The sequence below is a fragment of the Sphingobacterium sp. UBA7253 genome (assembly GCF_002472745.1).
Classification (GTDB): domain Bacteria; phylum Bacteroidota; class Bacteroidia; order Sphingobacteriales; family Sphingobacteriaceae; genus Sphingobacterium; species Sphingobacterium siyangense.
On the sequence record NZ_DKSP01000060.1, the window covers coordinates 36,075 to 55,214 of the forward strand.

Here is a 19,140-nt window from a genome sequence, read left to right on the forward strand (position 1 = left end):
TGCTGCCCGGCGGGATGTCAAACGAATTTTGGATTTTTTAAATGAGGAGGCTGTTGTTAATCTATTCAAGCTACACCATGGTAGTAAAAGATTTAGCGGCGATTATTGGCTTGATGTCGTTATGCTGAAATAGGGGAGTAGTAAGGTTTATATGTAGATCAGAAAACAAATCAGGCTGTCGAATTGACAGCCTGATTTTGTGGTTTTATAACATGATAACACCTTTTATCTTCGCCACTTCTTTGTAGAAGTAGATCACCTGATCGGCGTCTTTTACGTTCAAGTTTACCGTAATTGAAGTATACTTACCTGTTTTGGAATCCTTAAAATCAAACTGAGCACCTGTGTCATCAAATACGCTTTGGATCTGATTGAAGTGGTCCTGATCTTTTGGTAAGATAAATTTATACGTATAGTCCTTTGGGAATGTTTCTAAATCTTCTAAGCGCTCTTTAAAAGTTTCATAGAAGTCTTTTGGATTATCACCTCCGTCAGGGATATCTTGTATATTGATGTTTTTGTAATCTGCCATGTTTTGTTTCTCCTTAAATATGTTATTAAGGTATTAACAAATATTAATCCAGTAATGTTTTACTGACAATATTTCAGTTAATTATTGTCAATGCTTGAAGGCCAATCGGCTTTGTTTTTACCAAAGTTTTTGTTTGGCGTAGCACTCATCTCGATTTCCATCTGTCCACCTTCTAAAAGCTGTGCATGTGTAATGAACGACTTAGCATAAGGTTTACCATTCAATTTGATCGATTTAATGTATTGATTTGCTTTACCTTGATTTTTAACATCGATAGCTAACGTTTTGCCATTTGGTAAATTGATGTTCGCATGTTGCATCATCGGGGATCCGAAGACATAAACACCACTCATTGCATTCAGTGGATAGAAGCCCATTGCTGAGAACACATACCATGCGCTCATTTGTCCGACGTCATCATTGCCACATAGACCAGCTGGACTGTTTGTGTAAAACTCTGTCATCGCTTTACGGACTAAGGCTGCACCTTTCCAAGGTTGTCCTGCGTAAGCATATAAATAAGGGATATGGTGATTTGGTTCGTTACCTTGCGCATATTGGCCGATTAGTCCTGAAATATCTGGAGAAGCTTCACCACCAAGATCCGATGACATGGTCGTAAAATAATCCAGTTTTTTCAAAAATTTATCTTCACCACCGAAAAGATTGATCAGACCTTTGACATCTTGAGGTACTAACCAGGTATATTGCCATGCATTTCCTTCGCAATAATCATTCTCGCGGTGTTTGGCCATCAATGGGTCGAAAGGTCTGCGGAACTCGCCATTGGCTTTTTTACCGACGAAATGACCTACTTCTTTGTCAAAATACTGCTCGTATAGTTTGTAGCGTTTTTTGAAATAGGCCGCGTCTTCTGTTTTGCCTAATTTTTCGGCAATTTTATAAGCACCAAAGTCAGCAATCGCATATTCCAATGCCCATGCTACAGATTCATTCGGCATGCTGTCGATCGGAATGTAAGTCAGTTCACGTGCATATTTCAGGCCGTGATCGTTGCCCATGGCTGTTGTCTTTACAGCTTCCCAAACCAACGGATAATCTTTCTCGTCAATAATTCCTTTTAAGAAAGCGTCTGCAATCACTGGAATCGCAGGTAGACCCACCATGGTGTTGGTTTCATTACCTTGTAAGTGCCACATTGGCAATTTACCTTGCTGTTGATAGATAGCCAACATGGTTTTGATAAAGTCCTGGTTGATTTTACGGTCTTCTAGGATGGTCATCAACGGGTGAAGTCCGCGGTAAGTGTCCCAAAGCGAAAATACCGTATGGTTGACAAAATCCTGTTTCTCGTATACTTGTTTGTCAGTTCCTAAATAATCGCCATTTGCATCGTTAAAGATGGTAGGAGCGAAGTAGGTATGGTATAATGCCGTATAGAAGATTGTCTTCGTATCTTTGTCGGCTTCAAATTGAATCTTATTTAAGGTTTTGTTCCAACGTTGATCCGCTTCTTGCTTAACTTTTTCAAAATTCCAGTTTGGAATTTCTGCATTGATATTGTTCAGGGCATTGGTCGAGCTTACTGGAGAAATACCGACTTTAAGTTCGATGGTTTTGTTTTTAACAGCATCAAAGAATAAAGCCGCTTTGATTGCCTGTCCTTTAAATGTTGTTTGGCCTAATTTTTCTTCTTTACCGTCGAAAAATCTTACTTTTTGTATCGGCTGAGAAGTTCTGATCGCAAAATACAATTTTTGGTCAGTTGCCCATCCTGTTGAAAAGCGATAACCAACAAAGGTGGAGTCGTTAACCTGTTTGATGTAGGTGTCTGTCGGTTTATCCCAATTGATATGGTAACCTAAGTCGACCAAAATATGTGCATTGTCTGTTTTTTCATAACGATATTGATGATAGCCAACACGTTCGGTTGCCGTCAAGTTGGCCTGTACCTGATAGTCATCTAAATAAGCGCTATAGAATCCGGGTTTGGCAACCTCATTTTCCTTTTTGAAGGAAGAGCCATAACCTGTATTCATTTTATTGAATTCCGCTGGCGTTAATTGTAATTTTCCGTTGGCTGGAACGATCATGAGGTCGTTGAGGTCACCGATACCTGTTCCGCTCAGGTGCGTATGGGTAAAACCCAAAATTTCCTGGCTTTTGTAATTGTATCCACTGCACCAGTCCCATCCGTTGAACTTGTCCCAAATCTGTGGAATTTGGGTAGGCCCTAATTGGACAGCACCTAAAGGTACATTTGCACCAACAAAGACGTGACCATGATCCGCTGACCCAATAAAGGGGTTGACATATTGTGTAAGATTTTGCTGGGCTTGCGCAAAAAATGGCAAAATTAGTGTGCCCAACACTGTTTTGAGTAGTTTATTTCCTGTCATAGGTTTTGTTCGGGTATTTGAAAACTGCTTAAAATTAGTAAATAAAACCTTTTAGCGCAATTTTATTATTATTTTAGTAAATTGTCGTTAAATTTTTTACTTTAGTAATCTTCGTAATAAAAAACTTAACAAACCTACTACTACTACATGAAGAAACGTATTCTGATCAGTGATATCGCAAAGGCGTTGGGGATTTCTGTAACTACTGTGTCCTTTATTTTGAATGATAAGGCAAAAGAAAAGCGTATTAGTGAGGCTTTGACTAAGCGGGTTTTGGACTATGTCAAGAAGGTCGGCTATAAGCCCAACGAATTGGCAAAAAGTCTCCGGACAGGGAAGACAAAGATTCTGGGTTTGATTATCGAAGATATTTCCAATCCTTTTTTTGGGAATATAGCACGTCTGATCGAAAGTAAGGTCTATGAGCAGGGCTACCGTATTATTTATTGTAGTACCAACAATGATGTGGAAAAGGCGAAGGAGTTAATCCAGATGTTTTACGATCGTCAGGTAGATGGTTTTATTATTACACCTTCCGATGGTTTGGAAGATACCGTAAAGCAGTTGCAGCAGAATAATATTCCGGTTGTGCTATTCGACCGTTATTTTCCGGGGCTTGAAACAGACTATGTTGGTGCGGACAATTTTCAGGGAGCCTTTGATGCCAGTAACCATTTGTGTCAACAAGGCTATAGACGTATCGGATTTGTATCGCTCTATTCGGATCAGACCCAAATGAAGGAGCGTTCAGATGGCTATATGAAGGCTATGGATAATAATAAGCAACAAAGTTTTATTCAAAAGATTCAGATGGATGCTTCGGATGAAGAAGCAATGGAACTATTGCGGGAGTTTATCTGTGAAAATAGGCTGGATGCCGTTTTGTTCTCTACGAACTATCTGGCGATTTCGGGTTTGAAGGCTTCCAAAAAATTTAATTTTACGATGCCGGCGGTGATTGCTTTTGACGACCATACGGTTTTTAAGCTGGTCGAACCTGCTATCACGGTTGTTTCGCAGCCGATCAAGGATATTGCTGAGAATCTGATCAATATTTTGTTGCTGCGTCTTCAGGGAAAAATAAAAGCAACACGTAGAATGGTGTTGCCTTGTGAACTGAAAGTTCGTGAGTCGACTAAAGTGAAAGTTACTTCGTAGTATCGGCCACAAATTTCATTGAAATAGAATTAACGCAGTGACGCGTGTTTTTTGTCGTAAAGCCTTCTCCGAGGAATACATGGCCCAAATGCGCGCCACATCTACTACACAGGATTTCAGTGCGGCGACCATCGGCATCGGTGATCCTTGTAATTGCCCCGGGAATTTCATCATCAAAACTTGGCCAGCCACAGCCTGATTCAAATTTTGACGCCGAACGGTATAGTGGGCTGTCACAACGGCGGCAGATATAAGTTCCTTTGAGCTTATTGTCTAAAAGTTCACCGGTAAAAGGCCGTTCAGTTCCCTTATGTATAATAATGTATTCCTCTTCTTTACTTAAGGGGTTGTATTCTTTGTTAGTTTCCATGATTGTCGTGTGTTTAGTCTTGAAGCTGGCTTTACTAGGAACTACCCAACAGGGATGAGCTATTCCTCCTATATAAAGACATCATCCAGATTTTTTTATTGTTAGCTTGGGACTTGACCCTGACCAGATCTCCATTCGTCTTGATAAAGTTCTCCATTCATCTTGATAAAGTTACGGAAATTAAGTCGAAAAAAAACCTTTTGTGTCTTCTGCGATCTGTTATTTTGAATATTTTAAATTGTCATGGAATTGTCTTATATTTGGGTAGCTATCCAAATGAAAAGTTGTAGTGATGGAACCACTTTAATAGCGTAATGTTGTTTTTATCCTTGTTTAAACGCATTTGTTTAGAATGATTATAAATTGATATTAAAGGTCACAAAATTGTCAGCGATTTGTTAATAAATCATACTTTTGTGGCATTGTTAGGGGGGTAGTGGCTCCTTTAACCATGGGAGTTAATTTTTTACATTCACAAATAAATAGTATAAAGTGCTAAATATGAGAACTATCTCATCCGTTTTGGGAAGCCTTGCGAGGGTGGTGTCAACGAGTTTGATGCTATTATTTGCCGTTACGACGTTGCATGCGCAAGATGTCAAGGAAGGTGAAAAAATCTTCAAATCTAAGTGTACATCCTGTCACGCCATTGACAGAAAAGTGGTTGGTCCTGCTTTAAAGGGGATTCCAGAGACGAAAGACGAAGCTTGGTTAATCAAGTGGATCAAGAACTCTCAGGCTTTAATTGCGTCTGGCGATGCTGATGCAGTTAAAATCTTCGAAGAGAACAACAAGCTTGTGATGACTTCTTTTACTGATTTATCTGACGATCAGATCAAGTCGGTATTAGCGTATATCACAGATGCTTCTAAGGAGAAACCGAAAGAGGCTGCTGCTGGTGGCGCTGGAGCTAAAGATGATAACGCGTCTATGTTCATGATTTTGGGCTTGATCGCAGTTGTTGTTTTGGCTGTTGTCGTTATCGTGGTGTTGAATCGTGTGATCCGTACCTTAGAAAATGTAATTGCTAAAAACCAAGAAGCTATTGCTGCGCAACAAGAGCCAGAAGATAGCCAACGTTTTGTGAAGTTTGCGAAAGCATTCGTTAAGAACAAGAAGTTGGTTGGCTTTACAGTCTTGATGTTAGTTGCATTATTAGCTGTAGGTGGTTGGAAAACAATGTGGAACGTTGGTGTTCACCAAGGCTATCAGCCGGTTCAACCAATTAAGTTCTCGCACCAAATCCACGCTGGTGTTAACAAAATTGAGTGTCAATACTGTCACGGTGGAGCATTTAAATCTAAAAATGCGTCTATTCCATCGGCCAACGTATGTATGAACTGTCACAATACAATCACTGCTTCAGAACATTATGATGGTGAAATTTCTCCGGAAATTGCTAAAATCTATCGTGCATTGGATTGGAATCCTGATACACGTACTTACGGTAACAATCCGAAACCAATTCAATGGGTTCGTATTCACAACTTACCTGACTTTGCTTACTTCAACCACTCACAACACGTTGTGGTAGCTGGTGTTGAGTGTCAAACTTGTCACGGTCCAATCCAAAATATGGAAGAAGTATACCAATACTCTCCATTGACGATGAAATGGTGTGTTGATTGTCACAAAAAGACAGATATCAAATCGGATAACAAATACTATGAAGATTTGATTAAAGCACACGAAAGAATTAAGAAAGGTGAGAAAATGACTGCAGCCATGATCGGTGGTCTTGAGTGTGGTAAGTGTCACTATTAATAATTATTTGAAATACGCAATCTTATATACAGCTTAAATGGATAGCAATAAAAAATATTGGAAAGGTTTGGAAGAGTTAAATCAAACTCCTGCTTTCGTTGAAGGAAGCAAGGGTGAGTTTGCCGAATCTATTCCTGTAGAAGATGTATTAAACGAAGCAGGCTTGAGTACTAAAACTCCTCGCCGTGACTTCTTGAAAGCATTAGGATTTGGTTTGGGTGCTGTTTCTTTAGCGGCTTGTAACCGTACTCCTGTGCATAAGGCAGTTCCTTATTTGATTAAACCTGAAGAGGTAACTCCAGGTATCCCTAACTATTATGCTTCGACGTTCAACGGTCAAAGCATCTTGGTTAAAACTCGTGAAGGTCGTCCGATTAATGTTGAGCCTAACCCGAATGCAATTGGTTTGAACCAAGGTTTAGATTCAACGACTGCTGCTTCTGTATTGGATTTATATGATGAGTCCAAATTGAAACAGGCACAATTGAAAGGTCAAGATGTTGAGTGGTCTAAATTGGATGGGGAAGTTGTTAAAGCTTTGAATGCAGCAGCATCTTCTGGTAAACAAATTACGATCGTTTCTAACACCGTAAACAGTCCTTCAACGTTGGCGGCTATCGCTGCTTTCGCAACGAAATTCCCAACAGTTAACCATGTACAATACGATGCTGTTTCTTACAGCGGTATTATCGAGGCGAATAAAGCTTCATTTGGTAAAGCTGTTGTCCCTTCATACAATTTTGAAAAGGCAAATGTGATTGTTTCCGTTGCAGCTGATTTCTTAGGAACTTGGTTAGCAGGTGAGGAGCATACACAACAATACGCTAAAAACCGTGATTATAAATCGTTGAAAAACGGCAAAATGTCACGTCACGTGCAATTTGAGTCTGGTCTTTCCATGACGGGTACAAATGCGGATGCACGTATCGCAATCAAACCTTCGGAAGAAGGTGCTACATTGGTTGCTTTATATAATGCAATCACTGGTCAATCTTTGGCTGGTGCTACTGCAAACAAAAAAGCACAAAAAGGTGTCGCTCTAGCGGCGAAAGAATTGGTGAACAGCAAAGGCGCAGCAGTTGTTGTTGCTGGATCTAACGATGTCAATGTACAAGTATTAGTGAATGCAATCAACGTTGCATTAGGTGCTTACGGTACAATCATCGATTTGGATAACTATTCTAAACAATACCAAGGTTCGGATTCTTCGTTCCAAGCTTTCTTAGCAGCAGCGAAATCAGGTCAAGTTGGTGTTGCGTTCTTCTTGAATAGCAACCCGGTGTATGACTACTTCAAAGCAGATGATGTAAAAGCAGCGTTGAAACAAGTTCCTTTCACCTTATCATTTTCGCAACGTGCGGATGAAACAGCTTCTGAATTGACCGCGATTGCTCCAGCAAGTACGTTCTTGGAATCTTGGGGTGATGCGAATCCAAAAGAAGGTTTGTTCTCTATCATTCAACCAACAATCAATCCTGTTTTCAAAACACGTCAAGTTGAACAAAGCTTGTTGACTTGGGCAGGAAATGATACCGATATGTACAACTTTGTTAAGAACTTGTGGTCTACACAAATCTTAGCGGGTTCTACAAAAAACTGGGATGCTGTATTGCAAACTGGTTTTGAATATAAAGGTGCTAAAGCGGCAACAGCTCCTGCATTTACAGGAAATGCTGCAGCAGCGGCTTCTGCAATTGAAGCATCAAGCAAAGCAATTACCGGTGAGTTTGAGTTGAAACTTTACGAGCCTTCTGCACTTCGCGATGGTCGTTATGGAAACAATGCTTACTTGCAGGAATTGCCTGACCCGGTTTCTAAAGTAACTTGGGATAACTATGCTGCTCTTAACCCGAAAGATGCTGAGAAATTAGGTTTGGGCGAAGACGGTAAAGTAACTGTAAAAGCAAATGGTGTTGAATTGGAATTGCCAGTTGTACAACAACCAGGTCAAGCACAAGGAACAGTTTCAGTTGCTGTAGGTTATGGCCGTACAAAAGTTGGTAAAGCAGGTAATGAAGTTGGTAAAAACGCATTCCCTTTTGCTTCTATCATCAATGGTACAGTACAAGGTGTTGCTAAAGCAACTGTAGCGAAAGCGTCTGGTACTTACCAATTGGCACAAACACAAACACACCACACGATCGAAGGTCGTAACGTTATTCGTGAAACGACATTTGCGAAATATCTGAAAGATCCTAACTCTGAGGCAGGACGCTTTACAGATAATCACAAAACATACGATTTGTGGAACAAATATGAGCAACCTGGTCACAAATGGGTGATGGCGATCGACTTGAACGCATGTACTGGTTGTGGTGCTTGTATCGTTGCTTGTAACGTTGAAAATAATATTCCTGTTGTAGGTCGTGATGAGGTTCGCCGTCGTCGTGAAATGCACTGGTTACGCATTGACCGTTACTATACAATCGAAGGAAAAGATCAAGATCTTACAAAAGAGAAAGAAATTGCAAGAGCTTCGGCTGATTTAGATTTCGAAGATATCACTGTTGTTCACCAACCGATGTTGTGTCAACACTGTGGTCACGCACCTTGTGAAACGGTTTGTCCAGTATTGGCAACAGTACACTCTTCAGAAGGTTTGAACCATATGGCATATAACCGTTGTTTTGGTACACGTTACTGTGCGAACAACTGTCCTTTCAAAGTTCGTCGTTTCAACTGGTTTGCATACTGGAATGATTCACGTTTTGACAACTACCTGAACAATGAGTTCACACAATTGGTGTTGAATCCAGATGTTGTTACTCGTTCACGTGGGGTAATGGAGAAATGTTCAATGTGTATCCAACGTATCCAATCAGGTAAATTGCAAGCTAAGATTGAAAATCGCAAAGTTAAAGATGGCGATATCCAAATGGCTTGTCAACAAGCATGTTCTGCAAATGCAATTATCTTTGGTGATGCAAATGATCCAGAATCAGAAGTGTCTAAAGCATTACGCAACGAGCGTGTTTATTACGTACTTGAGGAAATCAATGTTCAACCGGGTATCGGTTATATGACAAAAGTTAGAAACACTTTTGAGGCGTAATCTTGTACAATATTTGAAATAAAAATACTATGTCATCGCATAACGAATCAATATTAAGAGAACCATTAATGACCGGTAAGGACATTACGTATGCAAAAATTACGGATGATATCTTACTACCGGTTGAAAATAAACCGAATAAAGCATGGTGGATTGGTTTTACCGTTGCTGTATTAGGTGCTTTATTATGGGTAGTTAGCGTTAGTTATACCTTTTGGACAGGTATCGGCGCTTGGGGTCTGAATAAAACTGTAGGCTGGGCTTGGGATATCACCGACTTCGTATGGTGGGTAGGTATCGGTCACGCGGGTACGTTGATTTCAGCTGTATTATTAATCTTCCGCCAGAACTGGCGTAATTCAATCAACCGTTCTGCAGAGGCGATGACGATCTTTGCGGTAATCTGTGCGGCTACATACGTTGTAGCTCACATGGGTCGTCCTTGGTTGGCTTATTGGATTTTCCCACTTCCAAATCAATTTGGATCACTTTGGGTAAACTTCAACTCTCCTTTGGTATGGGATGCGTTTGCGATCTCGACTTACTTTACAGTATCCTTGGTATTCTGGTACTGTGGTTTGTTGCCGGATATCGCGACAATTCGTGACCGTGCTACTGGATTAAAACAAAAAATCTATTCTGTATTATCATTCGGATGGAATGGTTCAGTGAAGACTTGGCAACGTTTTGAAATCGTGTCATTGATCTTGGCAGGTATTTCTACTCCGCTGGTACTTTCTGTACACACGATCGTATCCATGGACTTTGCAACTTCGGTTATCCCTGGATGGCATACAACGATCTTCCCTCCATATTTCGTGGCGGGTGCGATCTTCTCTGGTTTCGCGATGGTACAGACTTTATTGTTGATCTTACGTAAAGTAATGAACTTTGAGAACTACATCACGATGTTCCACATTGAGTCGATGAATATCATTATCATGACAACTGGTTCTATTGTGGGGGTGGCTTATTTAACTGAGTTGTTTATCGCAATGTACTCTCGTTCAGAATACGAAATGTATGCTTTCGAGAACCGTATGTTGGGTCCATACGCGTGGGCTTACTGGTCAATGATGACTTGTAACGTAATTTCTCCACAGTTATTCTGGTTCAAAAAAATCCGTACAAGTATTCCTATCTCATGGATCTTATCGATTGTGGTAAACATCGGTATGTGGTTTGAGCGTTTTGTAATTATCGTGACTTCATTGCACCGTGATTACTTGCCTTCATCTTGGGCAATGTTCTACCCAACTTGGACAGACGTAGGTATCTTTGTAGGTTCAATCGGATTATTCTTTACATTATTCTTGTTGTTCTTACGTTTCTTACCAGGTATCGCTATCGCCGAAGTGAAATTGTTGTTGAAATCATCTTCATTACAACATAAAACTAAATTGGCTCAAGAAGGCGCATTCCCTGAGGAACAAGTGAAGTACTTCCAAGAGTCATTAGAGAAATATGATTCAGTGACAGAAGAAGAGATTAAAGAATTATCAGTTAGAAAATAATCAGCAATGAGCAATACAAAATATATATTAGGTAGTTTTGCGGATCCCGATGAAATGATGCATGGGATCGACAAATTGCAAGCAAACAATATAAGTATTTACGACTGCTTTACTCCGATGCCTATTCACGGCATCGAAGCAAAGCTGGGTGTGAAACCTTCTCGCTTGCCTATCGCAGCATTTTGCTTTGGAGCATTAGGAACGACATTAGGTTTTAGTTTGTTGTATTATACAATGGCTTATGATTGGCCGATGAATATCGGTGGTAAACCATCTTTTGGTATGCCAAACTTTGTTCCAGTTACATTTGAGGTTACGATCTTATTGTGTGCATTGGGTATGGTTGCCACGTTTTTCTTCCGTAACCACTTATTTCCGGGACGTGCACCTCGTGTAATGGACTTGAGAGCAACAGATGATCGTTTCATCCTTGCAGTAGATGCCAAAGAAAATACAGATCACGCTTTGATCGATAGCTTATTGAAAGAAGCTGGAGCTGTTGAAGTTAAGTACAATGATAGAAAATATGTTAGCTATGAATAAGAAGAATTTACTTGGAACGCTATGCGCAGCTGTGGCATTGACAGCACTTGTTTCTTCTTGTGGTGACAAAACAACTCGTAGTACAGGTTTAGAGTTTTCTCGTAACATGTACGATCCGCTTGCTTTCAATCCGGATCAACCTAATGCGAATTTTGCTGATGGAAAAACAGCACAAACACCTCCTAAAGGTACAGATCCAATTGGTTTCACTCGTTTTGAATACGCCAATACATTAGAGGATTATGAACGTGCAGGAAGAGAAGTAAAAAGTCCTTTGGTCGTAAATGCCGAAAATCTTGAAAAAGGTAAAGCTTTGTTCACCACTTACTGCTCGATATGTCATGGAGTAGAAGGTAAAGGTGATGGTCCTATCACGAAAGACCGTAGCGTGACTGATTCAAGAGGTACTCGTCAATTAGAGAACTTTCCTCCGCCACCATCTTATCAAAGAACAGATGCAGCGAGCTCTTCACGGGGTGGTTTGATGGCTGACTTGACTGATGGTAAAATTTACCATACAATTTATTACGGACACAACTCCATGGGATCACATGCATCTCAATTGTCTCCAGAGGAGAGATGGAAAGTTGTTATGTATGTTAACGAATTACAAAAGAAATAATCTAACATCAGATATATAAATGGGAACTCACAGTCATCATCACGATTATAATTTCAACGAGCGATACGAGTTTGCTGGCAAGGCTAAATTGTACAGTATTATCGCTGTTGTACTAGGCGTAGCTGCTGTAGCTTTCGGGTTGCTTTCGGGCGATCACGTTACTGTAGAGCGTACTTATGCCAACTTGTTATTGATGGGTTATTACTTTACATGTGTATGCGCAGCTGGAACATTCTTTGTTGCCTTGCAATATGTAACACAATCTGCATGGTCTGCAGGTTTGGTACGTATACCTCAGGCTATGGCGAGTGTTTTACCAATTGCATCATTAGTTTTATTAGTTATTGTAGGTTTAGGTTTAACCACACATAACTTATATCACCACTGGAATGCAGATGGTATCACTGATCCGCATAGTACAAATTTTGACCCTATTATCGCAGGTAAATCTGCTTATTTAAATGTTCCATTCTTCTTGATCCGTCAGGTCGTGTTTATGGGTACATATAGCATTTTTGCCGTTATTTTTGCGAAACTTTCTTATAAAGAAGATTTAGAAGGTGGATTGACTTCTTATAAAAAGTCATTCAAATTGTCGGCAATCTTCTTAGTTATCTTCGGTTTTACTACACCTATCTGGTCTTTCGATACAGTAATGTCTTTAGAGGCACACTGGTTTTCGACAATGTTCGGTTGGTATAACTTTGCAGCAATGTGGGTAAGTGGTATTTCATGTATCACGATCATCGTTGTTGTATTGAAGAAAGCTGGTTATATGAACTGGGTAAACGAAAATCATTTACACGATTTGGGTAAATTGATGTTCGGTTTCTCTATCTTCTGGACTTATGTTTGGTTTGCACAATTCATGTTGATTTGGTATTCAAACATCCCAGAGGAAACAGTTTATTTCTACAAACGTTGGGAACCTGAATACAAACCTTGGTTTTGGTTGAGTATTATCATTAACTTTGTGGCACCATTGTTACTATTAGTGGATCGCGATGCGAAACGGAAACAAAACGTGATGTTGTTCGTAGCGATTCTATTATTGGCTGGTCACTGGCTAGATTATTATATCATGATCATGCCTGGTACTGTTGCTGAACATAGAGGATTTGGTATCATTGAAATCGGAACTGCACTTGGTTTCTTAGGTTTGTTCATCTTCTTAGTGATGAGTAAATTGAGTAAACAAGCATTGGTGCCTAAAAATCATCCTTTCTTGGATGAGAGTTTGCATCATCAGATATAGTTTCACTTTTAAAGGAAGGTTACGTAAAAACGTTATAAAAGAAATGAGCTTTAAATTAAATAATAGATTCAAATCCATCTCGGGTTTTGTGCTTGCACTAGGATTGCTTTTTGCGACTCCTATCCTAGCAAGTCAACAAGATACAGTAGCATCTGATTCTGCTAAAGCGGCGACTACAGCAGTGGCTGCCCCTGCAGCAACGGATTCGGTTGCAAAAGATACAACAGCGGCAGCAGGTACTGCTGCTGTTGCATCTGCTAGTTCTTCTACAGAAGCTAGTGCTGCTGCTCCTGCTGTTGAAGAAGTGAAGCAAATAGACCCTCAGGTTTATAAAAACTTCACATATTATGTCTTGTTATTCTTGGTTATATGTACAGTTGTTGCCGTTATCGGTAAAGTACTTTCGATCTATGAATTGACAAGAAAGATGAACGGTAAATACAATCCGTTTGCGAATAACACGTTTCAATCGGCATTGTTATTCATTTTCTTGGTTGTATTCCTTTACGGTGTATATTGGTCATATGTACACTGGGGAGCCGCTTATTGGAGATCTGCAGTAACTGAGCACGGTGAGCGTATTGATACAATGTTTATCATTACGACTGCAATTACAACATTTGTATTGGTTATCACACACATCTTGTTGATGACTTTTACATTTTTGTATCGCATGCGTGCAAAACGTCAGGCTTATTATTATCCTCATAACAATGCAATTGAGAAATTGTGGACAATTGTTCCCGCTGTTGTTTTGACAGTTTTGGTATTGTTCGGTTTCTTTACATGGAGATCAATCACAAATATTCCTGAGGATCTACAAAAGTCAGCATTACAAGTTGAGGTATTAGGCGAGCAATTCCAATGGAATGTCCGTTATGCTGGTTCAGATGGGATTATTGGTAAACGTAATTATAAAATGACGACACCAACCAACCCGTACGGTATTGACTTTAATGATAAAAATTCTTGGGATGATATTCAAGGATCTGAAATTTGGTTGCCTGTAAATAAACCAGTTCGTTTCCATATCGTTTCAAAAGATATTATTCACTCTTTCTATATTCCTGATTTCCGTGTTCAGATCAATGCGGTACCGGGAATGACCAATTACTTCCAGTTCACACCTACTGTTACAACAGAAGAGATGCGTGATCGTTTGGGTGATTATAACTATGACTTCGTGATGTTGTGTAACAAGATCTGTGGATCTGGTCACTACAACATGCAAAAGAAAGTGGTTGTCGTAACTGAAGAGAAATATAAAGAGTGGTTAGCTAAACAAAACAAATATTTTACTGAGGATTTGCAAAAAGAGTTCAGCGGTAAAACAGCTAACGTGAAAAAGGATAGCGTACAAGTTACAGCATCTTTGAACTAATTAAGAATTTTTGAATATAAAATCGAATATGTCAAGTACAGTAATATCGCATAGCGCTGAACATCACGATTCGCACGGCCATCATCACGAGGAGTCGTTCATCAGAAAGTATATCTTCTCGGGTGACCACAAGATGATTGCTAAGCAATTCTTGATCACTGGTATCATCATGGCAGTTTTTGCGATGCTTTTATCAGTATTATTCCGTATCCAATTAGCATGGCCGGATAAAGAGTTCCCTATATTAGAAGTATTCTTGGGTAAATGGGCTGAAGGCGGTCGTATAAAACCGGAGTTTTTCCTTTCCTTGGTAACCATTCACGGTACCGTTATGGTATTCTTCGTGTTAACGGCTGGTCTATCAGGTACTTTTAGTAACTTATTGATTCCATATCAAATCGGAGCACGCGATATGGCATCTCCTTTTATGAACATGTTATCTTACTGGTTGTTCTTTGTAGCATCAGTGATTATGGTTGCATCGTTCTTCGTAGAAAGTGGACCTGCTTCTGCTGGTTGGACAATCTATCCCCCACTATCGGCTGTTCCTACTGCAATCGCAGGATCTGCAACTGGTATGACTTTGTGGTTGGTGAGTATGGTTCTATTTGTAGCTTCACAGTTGATCGGTGGTATTAACTATGTAAGTACAATTTTGAACATGCGTACAAAAGGAATGGACTTATGGAAAATGCCTTTGACAATCTGGGCGTTCTTCTTAACTGCTATCGTGGGTATGTTGTCATTCCCAGTATTGGTTTCGGCGGTTGTTCTTCTGATTTTTGACCGTGCTGCTGGTACGTCATTCTATTTGTCGGATCTTGTTGTTCAAGGACAAATTTTACCGAACGAAGGTGGTTCACCAATTTTGTTCCAACACTTGTTCTGGTTCTTAGGTCACCCTGAGGTATATATCGTTGTTATGCCTGCTTTAGGTTTAACTTCTGAGGTTATTGCGACCAACTCACGTAAACCAATCTTTGGTTACCATGCAATGGTTTATTCATTGATCGGTATCACCGTATTATCGTTTATCGTATGGGGTCACCACATGTTTGTAACAGGTATGAACCCGTTCTTGGGTGGTGTATTTATGATTACAACATTGATTATCGCGGTTCCTTCTGCTGTAAAAGCGTTTAACTATCTTGCAACGTTGTGGAAAGGTAATATCCGTTTCACTCCAGCGATGATGTTTGCTATCGGTTTGGTATCGTTCTTTATCTCTGGTGGTTTGACAGGATTGTTCCTAGGTAATGCAGCGTTAGATATCAACTTACACGATACGTATTTTGTTGTTGCCCACTTCCACTTGGTAATGGGATCGGCGTCAATCTTCGGTATGCTTTGTGGTGTTTACCACTGGTATCCTAAGATGTTCGGTCGTATGATGAACACAAAATTGGGTTATTTACACTTCTGGTTGACTTTCATTGGTGCTTACATGGTATTCTTCCCAATGCACTTTATGGGTATCGATGGTGTGCCTCGCCGTTACTATGCATTTACAGAGTTTGCTTTCATGGCGAAATGGGTTTCTGTCAACAAATTGGTAACATGGGCTGCAATCATCGCTGCTTTAGGTCAGGTAGCTTTCTTGTGGAACTTCTTTACATCGATTTTCTTCGGTAAAAAAGCCCCACAAAACCCTTGGCAGTCAAACACATTGGAATGGACTACTCCAGTAGAGCATATCCATGGTAACTGGCCAGGAGAAATTCCAACTGTACACCGTTGGCCTTACGATTACAGTAAGCCAGGTCATGGTGAGGATTTTATTCCTCAAAGTGTTCCTTTCTCTGAAACAATGAGCTCTAATTTGCCTCATGATTTCGAAGGAGACGAGGAAGCTGAGCGTATCCAGGCAGAATGGAATGCTCAAAATGGTAGAAAAGACTAATAAAATCTTATAAAATAGAGTAGGAATTCCTACTCTATTTTATGGAAGTTTGTATTTTAAGAGGTAGGGGTAGTATTATGTTTCCAGCAGCTGAGAAGCGATTTATAAAGACCAATTTTATAACGATCATTGTGTTGTTTTTGGTCATTATTGCTGGAGGAGTTGTTCGGAGTACAGGGTCAGGAATGGGATGCCCAGATTGGCCAAGATGTTTTAACCGTATTATTCCTCCAACAGATATCTCCCAATTACCTCAAGGATATGAACAGCATTATATTGAAGGAAGAGCAAAGAAGAACGAACGTTTCGCGAAAATTGTAGAATTTTTCGGCGATAAGGAAATGGCTTACAAGCTCCGTACCGATAAGAGTATTTTGCAGCATGAAGAGTTTAATGTTGCGAAAACTTGGACGGAATATATCAATCGGTTGGTAGGCGTTGTTTCCGGATTCTGTTTGTTATTTACAGCTATTTATTCTTTCACCTATTTAAAATCAAAAAGCTCGATCGTTGTTTGGTCAGTGATTAATCTTTTTGTTGTCGTACTTCAGGCTTGGCTGGGATCGATCGTTGTATCGACAAATCTGATGCCCTGGATTATTACGGTACATATGCTCTTAGCCATTGTAATTGTTTGTATTAGTATTTATACATATTTCAAAGCAGTTACTTTGCGAAACAAGACCTTACTGGTCAATCGTTCTTTGGGTATATTAAAAGGGCTTGCTATTGCTTCAATTTTATTGATGCTAACACAGGTAATTGTCGGAACGGGAGTTCGAGAGGAGGTTGATTTATTAACCGGTTCAACGATAGCCCGGACTGATTTTATAACAACTATTGGCCAACAGTTTGAGTTACATCGCTGGTTGGCATATTGTTCTTTGATTTTAGTTATTGTATTATTCTTTTTGGTCCGCACGAGTTTTAATACGGGTTCTAAGCAATATAAATTTGCTTTAATCGCATTGATTCTAGTGGGTATCCAAATGCTATCAGGAATTATCTTAGCTCGATTTGCAATACCTGCATTTGCACAGACAACGCATTTGGTGGTAGCTACGCTCTTATTTGGGGCACAGTTCTACCTGTTGTTATTGTTAAACAAGCAAAGGCACTAATCTTGGAATTCGGGATGTTTATGTTTAAAAGTACGTGTTTAATTACACTGATAGTAGGAGGTCTCTTTTAGTTATGAAAGAATTTATTTCAGATTTCAAAAAGCTTGTTAAGTTGAGACTTACATTGACGGTCGTATTTTCCGCGTCAATTGCTTTTCTGATAGGATCAAAACAACAGGGTGATATATTCTGGTTCAATTGGTTATTGTTGACTATAGGTGGTTTTCTGGTGACAGGTTCTGCCAACGGTTTTAATGAGATCATTGAAAAGGATTTGGATAAACTGATGAAACGTACGGAGGACAGACCGTTGCCATCAGGCCGCATGACAACAGGACAGGCTTTGGTATTGAGTGTCTTTATGGGCATCTTAGGAACCTTGGTGCTTGTTCGTTTAAATTTTGTCGCTGGTCTGCTGTCGGTTTTCTGTATCCTTCTTTACGCCTTTATCTATACACCATTAAAAAGAAAATCACCAATAGCAGTGTTTGTCGGCGCGTTTCCGGGTGCATTTCCGCCATTAATTGGATATTATGCAGCCTTTTCGCAAGACGATTTAGCCTACTATAGTGGACATAACGAAGCGGCAATTATTATTATTCCCTTTGTGTTGTTTGCTATTCAGTTTTTATGGCAGTTTCCGCATTTCTGGGCAATTGCCTGGGTTGTGGATGATGACTATAAATTAGCGGGCTTTCGCTTATTGCCGACGACAAAACGTGATAAGATATCTGCGTTTATGGTATTCATTTCAGGTTTGTTTATGATACCTGCAGGTTTTATACCTTATCATTTTGGCTTTGGTGGAATTTGGTTTACGATTGTATCCGTGGTCGGTGGAATAATGTTTGGTTATTACGGTTATTTGCTGTTTAAGAATTGTGATATTCCTTCAGCGAAGAAAGTGATGTTTACCTCATTTATTTATTTACCTGTGACACAACTCGTATTATTGCTTAACTTTATTCCGTTGAAATAATGTTAGATATACAAGCACAAACTGACGAGAAGTTAGTACAGAGAAAAGCCCAAAAGTTCAACCTATGGTTGGGTATGTTGGGTATGTTCATGATGTTTGCGGCGTTATCCAGTGGTTTCATTGTATATACAGCGAGCGGCGTGGACAAAGGGATTAAGACCCTATTGCCAAATGCACTTTTATATAGTACCTTGGTGATTGCGGTTAGTAGTCTAACGATGTTTTTAGCACATAAAGCGGCTAAAAATGGCGAGTCTTCCAAACAACGGTTGTTTTTGATAGCAACTTTTATTTTGGGAGCTGTATTTTTTGCCTTGCAAGTTCATGCTTGGAATGTATTGATCGATAGGGGTGTTTATTTTGTGAATAACAATGCATCGCAATCTTTTATTTACGTTTTTATCTGGATGCACTTGGCGCATATTATTGCGGGGTTGATCGTTTTGATTGGCGCGATTATAGGAATTAACAAACTTCCTAAAGACGGCAATCTTTTCCGCATGGATCTTGCCAGTATTTTTTGGCATTTTCTCGATCTTTTATGGATTTATATATATGTTTTCTTACTTTTGAATCAATAATAGTAAAC

The 19,140-nt window shown here is 39.7% G+C and carries 15 protein-coding genes; 12 read left to right on the forward strand and 3 right to left on the reverse strand.

Features of this window, described 5'->3' with window-relative positions:
* Positions 1-205: 205 nt before the first annotated feature.
* Both B2X72_RS05595 and B2X72_RS05600 read right to left on the reverse strand, forming a co-directional pair.
* The gene (locus B2X72_RS05595; RefSeq protein WP_070563528.1) at positions 206-532 is read right to left on the reverse strand and encodes a DUF493 domain-containing protein; all 327 of its coding nucleotides are present in this window, start codon (positions 530-532) and stop codon (positions 206-208) included.
* Between the two features lie 77 nt (positions 533-609).
* The gene (locus B2X72_RS05600) at positions 610-2,892 is read right to left on the reverse strand and encodes a GH92 family glycosyl hydrolase (RefSeq protein ID WP_286848506.1); all 2,283 of its coding nucleotides are present in this window, start codon (positions 2,890-2,892) and stop codon (positions 610-612) included.
* Between the two features lie 147 nt (positions 2,893-3,039).
* Between B2X72_RS05600 and B2X72_RS05605 the strand changes: the two genes are divergently transcribed.
* Entirely contained in the window at positions 3,040-4,050 is a 1,011-nt protein-coding gene (locus tag B2X72_RS05605; protein ID WP_075991038.1) for a LacI family DNA-binding transcriptional regulator, read from the forward strand.
* On the opposite strand, the gene B2X72_RS05610 is transcribed toward B2X72_RS05605, so the two are convergent.
* Positions 4,040-4,420 (reverse strand): methionine-R-sulfoxide reductase, encoded by a 381-nt coding sequence (locus B2X72_RS05610; protein ID WP_312352501.1) that lies wholly within the window; start codon positions 4,418-4,420, stop codon positions 4,040-4,042. The two genes, B2X72_RS05605 and B2X72_RS05610, sit on opposite strands and share 11 nt — an antisense overlap.
* Before the next feature lie 501 nt (positions 4,421-4,921).
* Here B2X72_RS05610 and B2X72_RS05615 point away from each other — a divergent pair.
* The 11 genes from B2X72_RS05615 (at position 4,922) to B2X72_RS05665 (ending at position 19,132) form a co-directional block, all read left to right on the forward strand.
* Positions 4,922-6,184, forward strand: coding sequence for a cytochrome c3 family protein (locus B2X72_RS05615; RefSeq protein WP_070563536.1), 1,263 nt, complete (start codon positions 4,922-4,924; stop codon positions 6,182-6,184).
* Positions 6,185-6,221: 37 nt separating this feature from the next.
* On the forward strand, positions 6,222-9,236 hold the full coding sequence (locus B2X72_RS05620; RefSeq protein ID WP_075991039.1) for a TAT-variant-translocated molybdopterin oxidoreductase: 3,015 nt from the start codon (positions 6,222-6,224) through the stop codon (positions 9,234-9,236).
* Between the two features lie 29 nt (positions 9,237-9,265).
* Positions 9,266-10,750, forward strand: coding sequence for an NrfD/PsrC family molybdoenzyme membrane anchor subunit (gene nrfD / locus B2X72_RS05625; RefSeq protein WP_046674137.1), 1,485 nt, complete (start codon positions 9,266-9,268; stop codon positions 10,748-10,750).
* 6 nt (positions 10,751-10,756) lie between these two features.
* A complete protein-coding gene (locus tag B2X72_RS05630; protein ID WP_075991040.1) occupies positions 10,757-11,293 on the forward strand; it encodes a DUF3341 domain-containing protein in 537 nt (178 codons plus the stop codon).
* The gene (locus B2X72_RS05635) at positions 11,277-11,915 is read left to right on the forward strand and encodes a c-type cytochrome (protein WP_376747259.1); all 639 of its coding nucleotides are present in this window, start codon (positions 11,277-11,279) and stop codon (positions 11,913-11,915) included. Before B2X72_RS05630 ends, B2X72_RS05635 begins: the two co-directional genes overlap by 17 nt.
* 19 nt (positions 11,916-11,934) lie before the next feature.
* A complete protein-coding gene (locus B2X72_RS05640) occupies positions 11,935-13,170 on the forward strand; it encodes a quinol:cytochrome C oxidoreductase (RefSeq protein ID WP_145327840.1) in 1,236 nt (411 codons plus the stop codon).
* Positions 13,171-13,213: 43 nt separating this feature from the next.
* Positions 13,214-14,551: a cytochrome c oxidase subunit II gene (locus B2X72_RS05645; protein ID WP_075991042.1), complete on the forward strand. Its 1,338-nt coding sequence runs from the start codon at positions 13,214-13,216 to the stop codon at positions 14,549-14,551.
* A 28-nt stretch (positions 14,552-14,579) separates the two neighbouring features.
* A complete protein-coding gene (locus B2X72_RS05650; protein ID WP_172462307.1) occupies positions 14,580-16,451 on the forward strand; it encodes a cytochrome c oxidase subunit I in 1,872 nt (623 codons plus the stop codon).
* 41 nt (positions 16,452-16,492) lie between these two features.
* On the forward strand, positions 16,493-17,572 hold the full coding sequence (locus tag B2X72_RS05655) for a COX15/CtaA family protein (RefSeq protein ID WP_237241971.1): 1,080 nt from the start codon (positions 16,493-16,495) through the stop codon (positions 17,570-17,572).
* A gap of 73 nt (positions 17,573-17,645) precedes the next feature.
* Positions 17,646-18,551, forward strand: a complete 906-nt coding sequence (gene cyoE / locus B2X72_RS05660; RefSeq protein WP_070563553.1) for a heme o synthase — start codon at positions 17,646-17,648, stop codon at positions 18,549-18,551.
* Positions 18,551-19,132 (forward strand): cytochrome c oxidase subunit 3, encoded by a 582-nt coding sequence (locus B2X72_RS05665; protein WP_088160233.1) that lies wholly within the window; start codon positions 18,551-18,553, stop codon positions 19,130-19,132. Before cyoE ends, B2X72_RS05665 begins: the two co-directional genes overlap by 1 nt.
* Positions 19,133-19,140 lie beyond the last annotated feature (8 nt).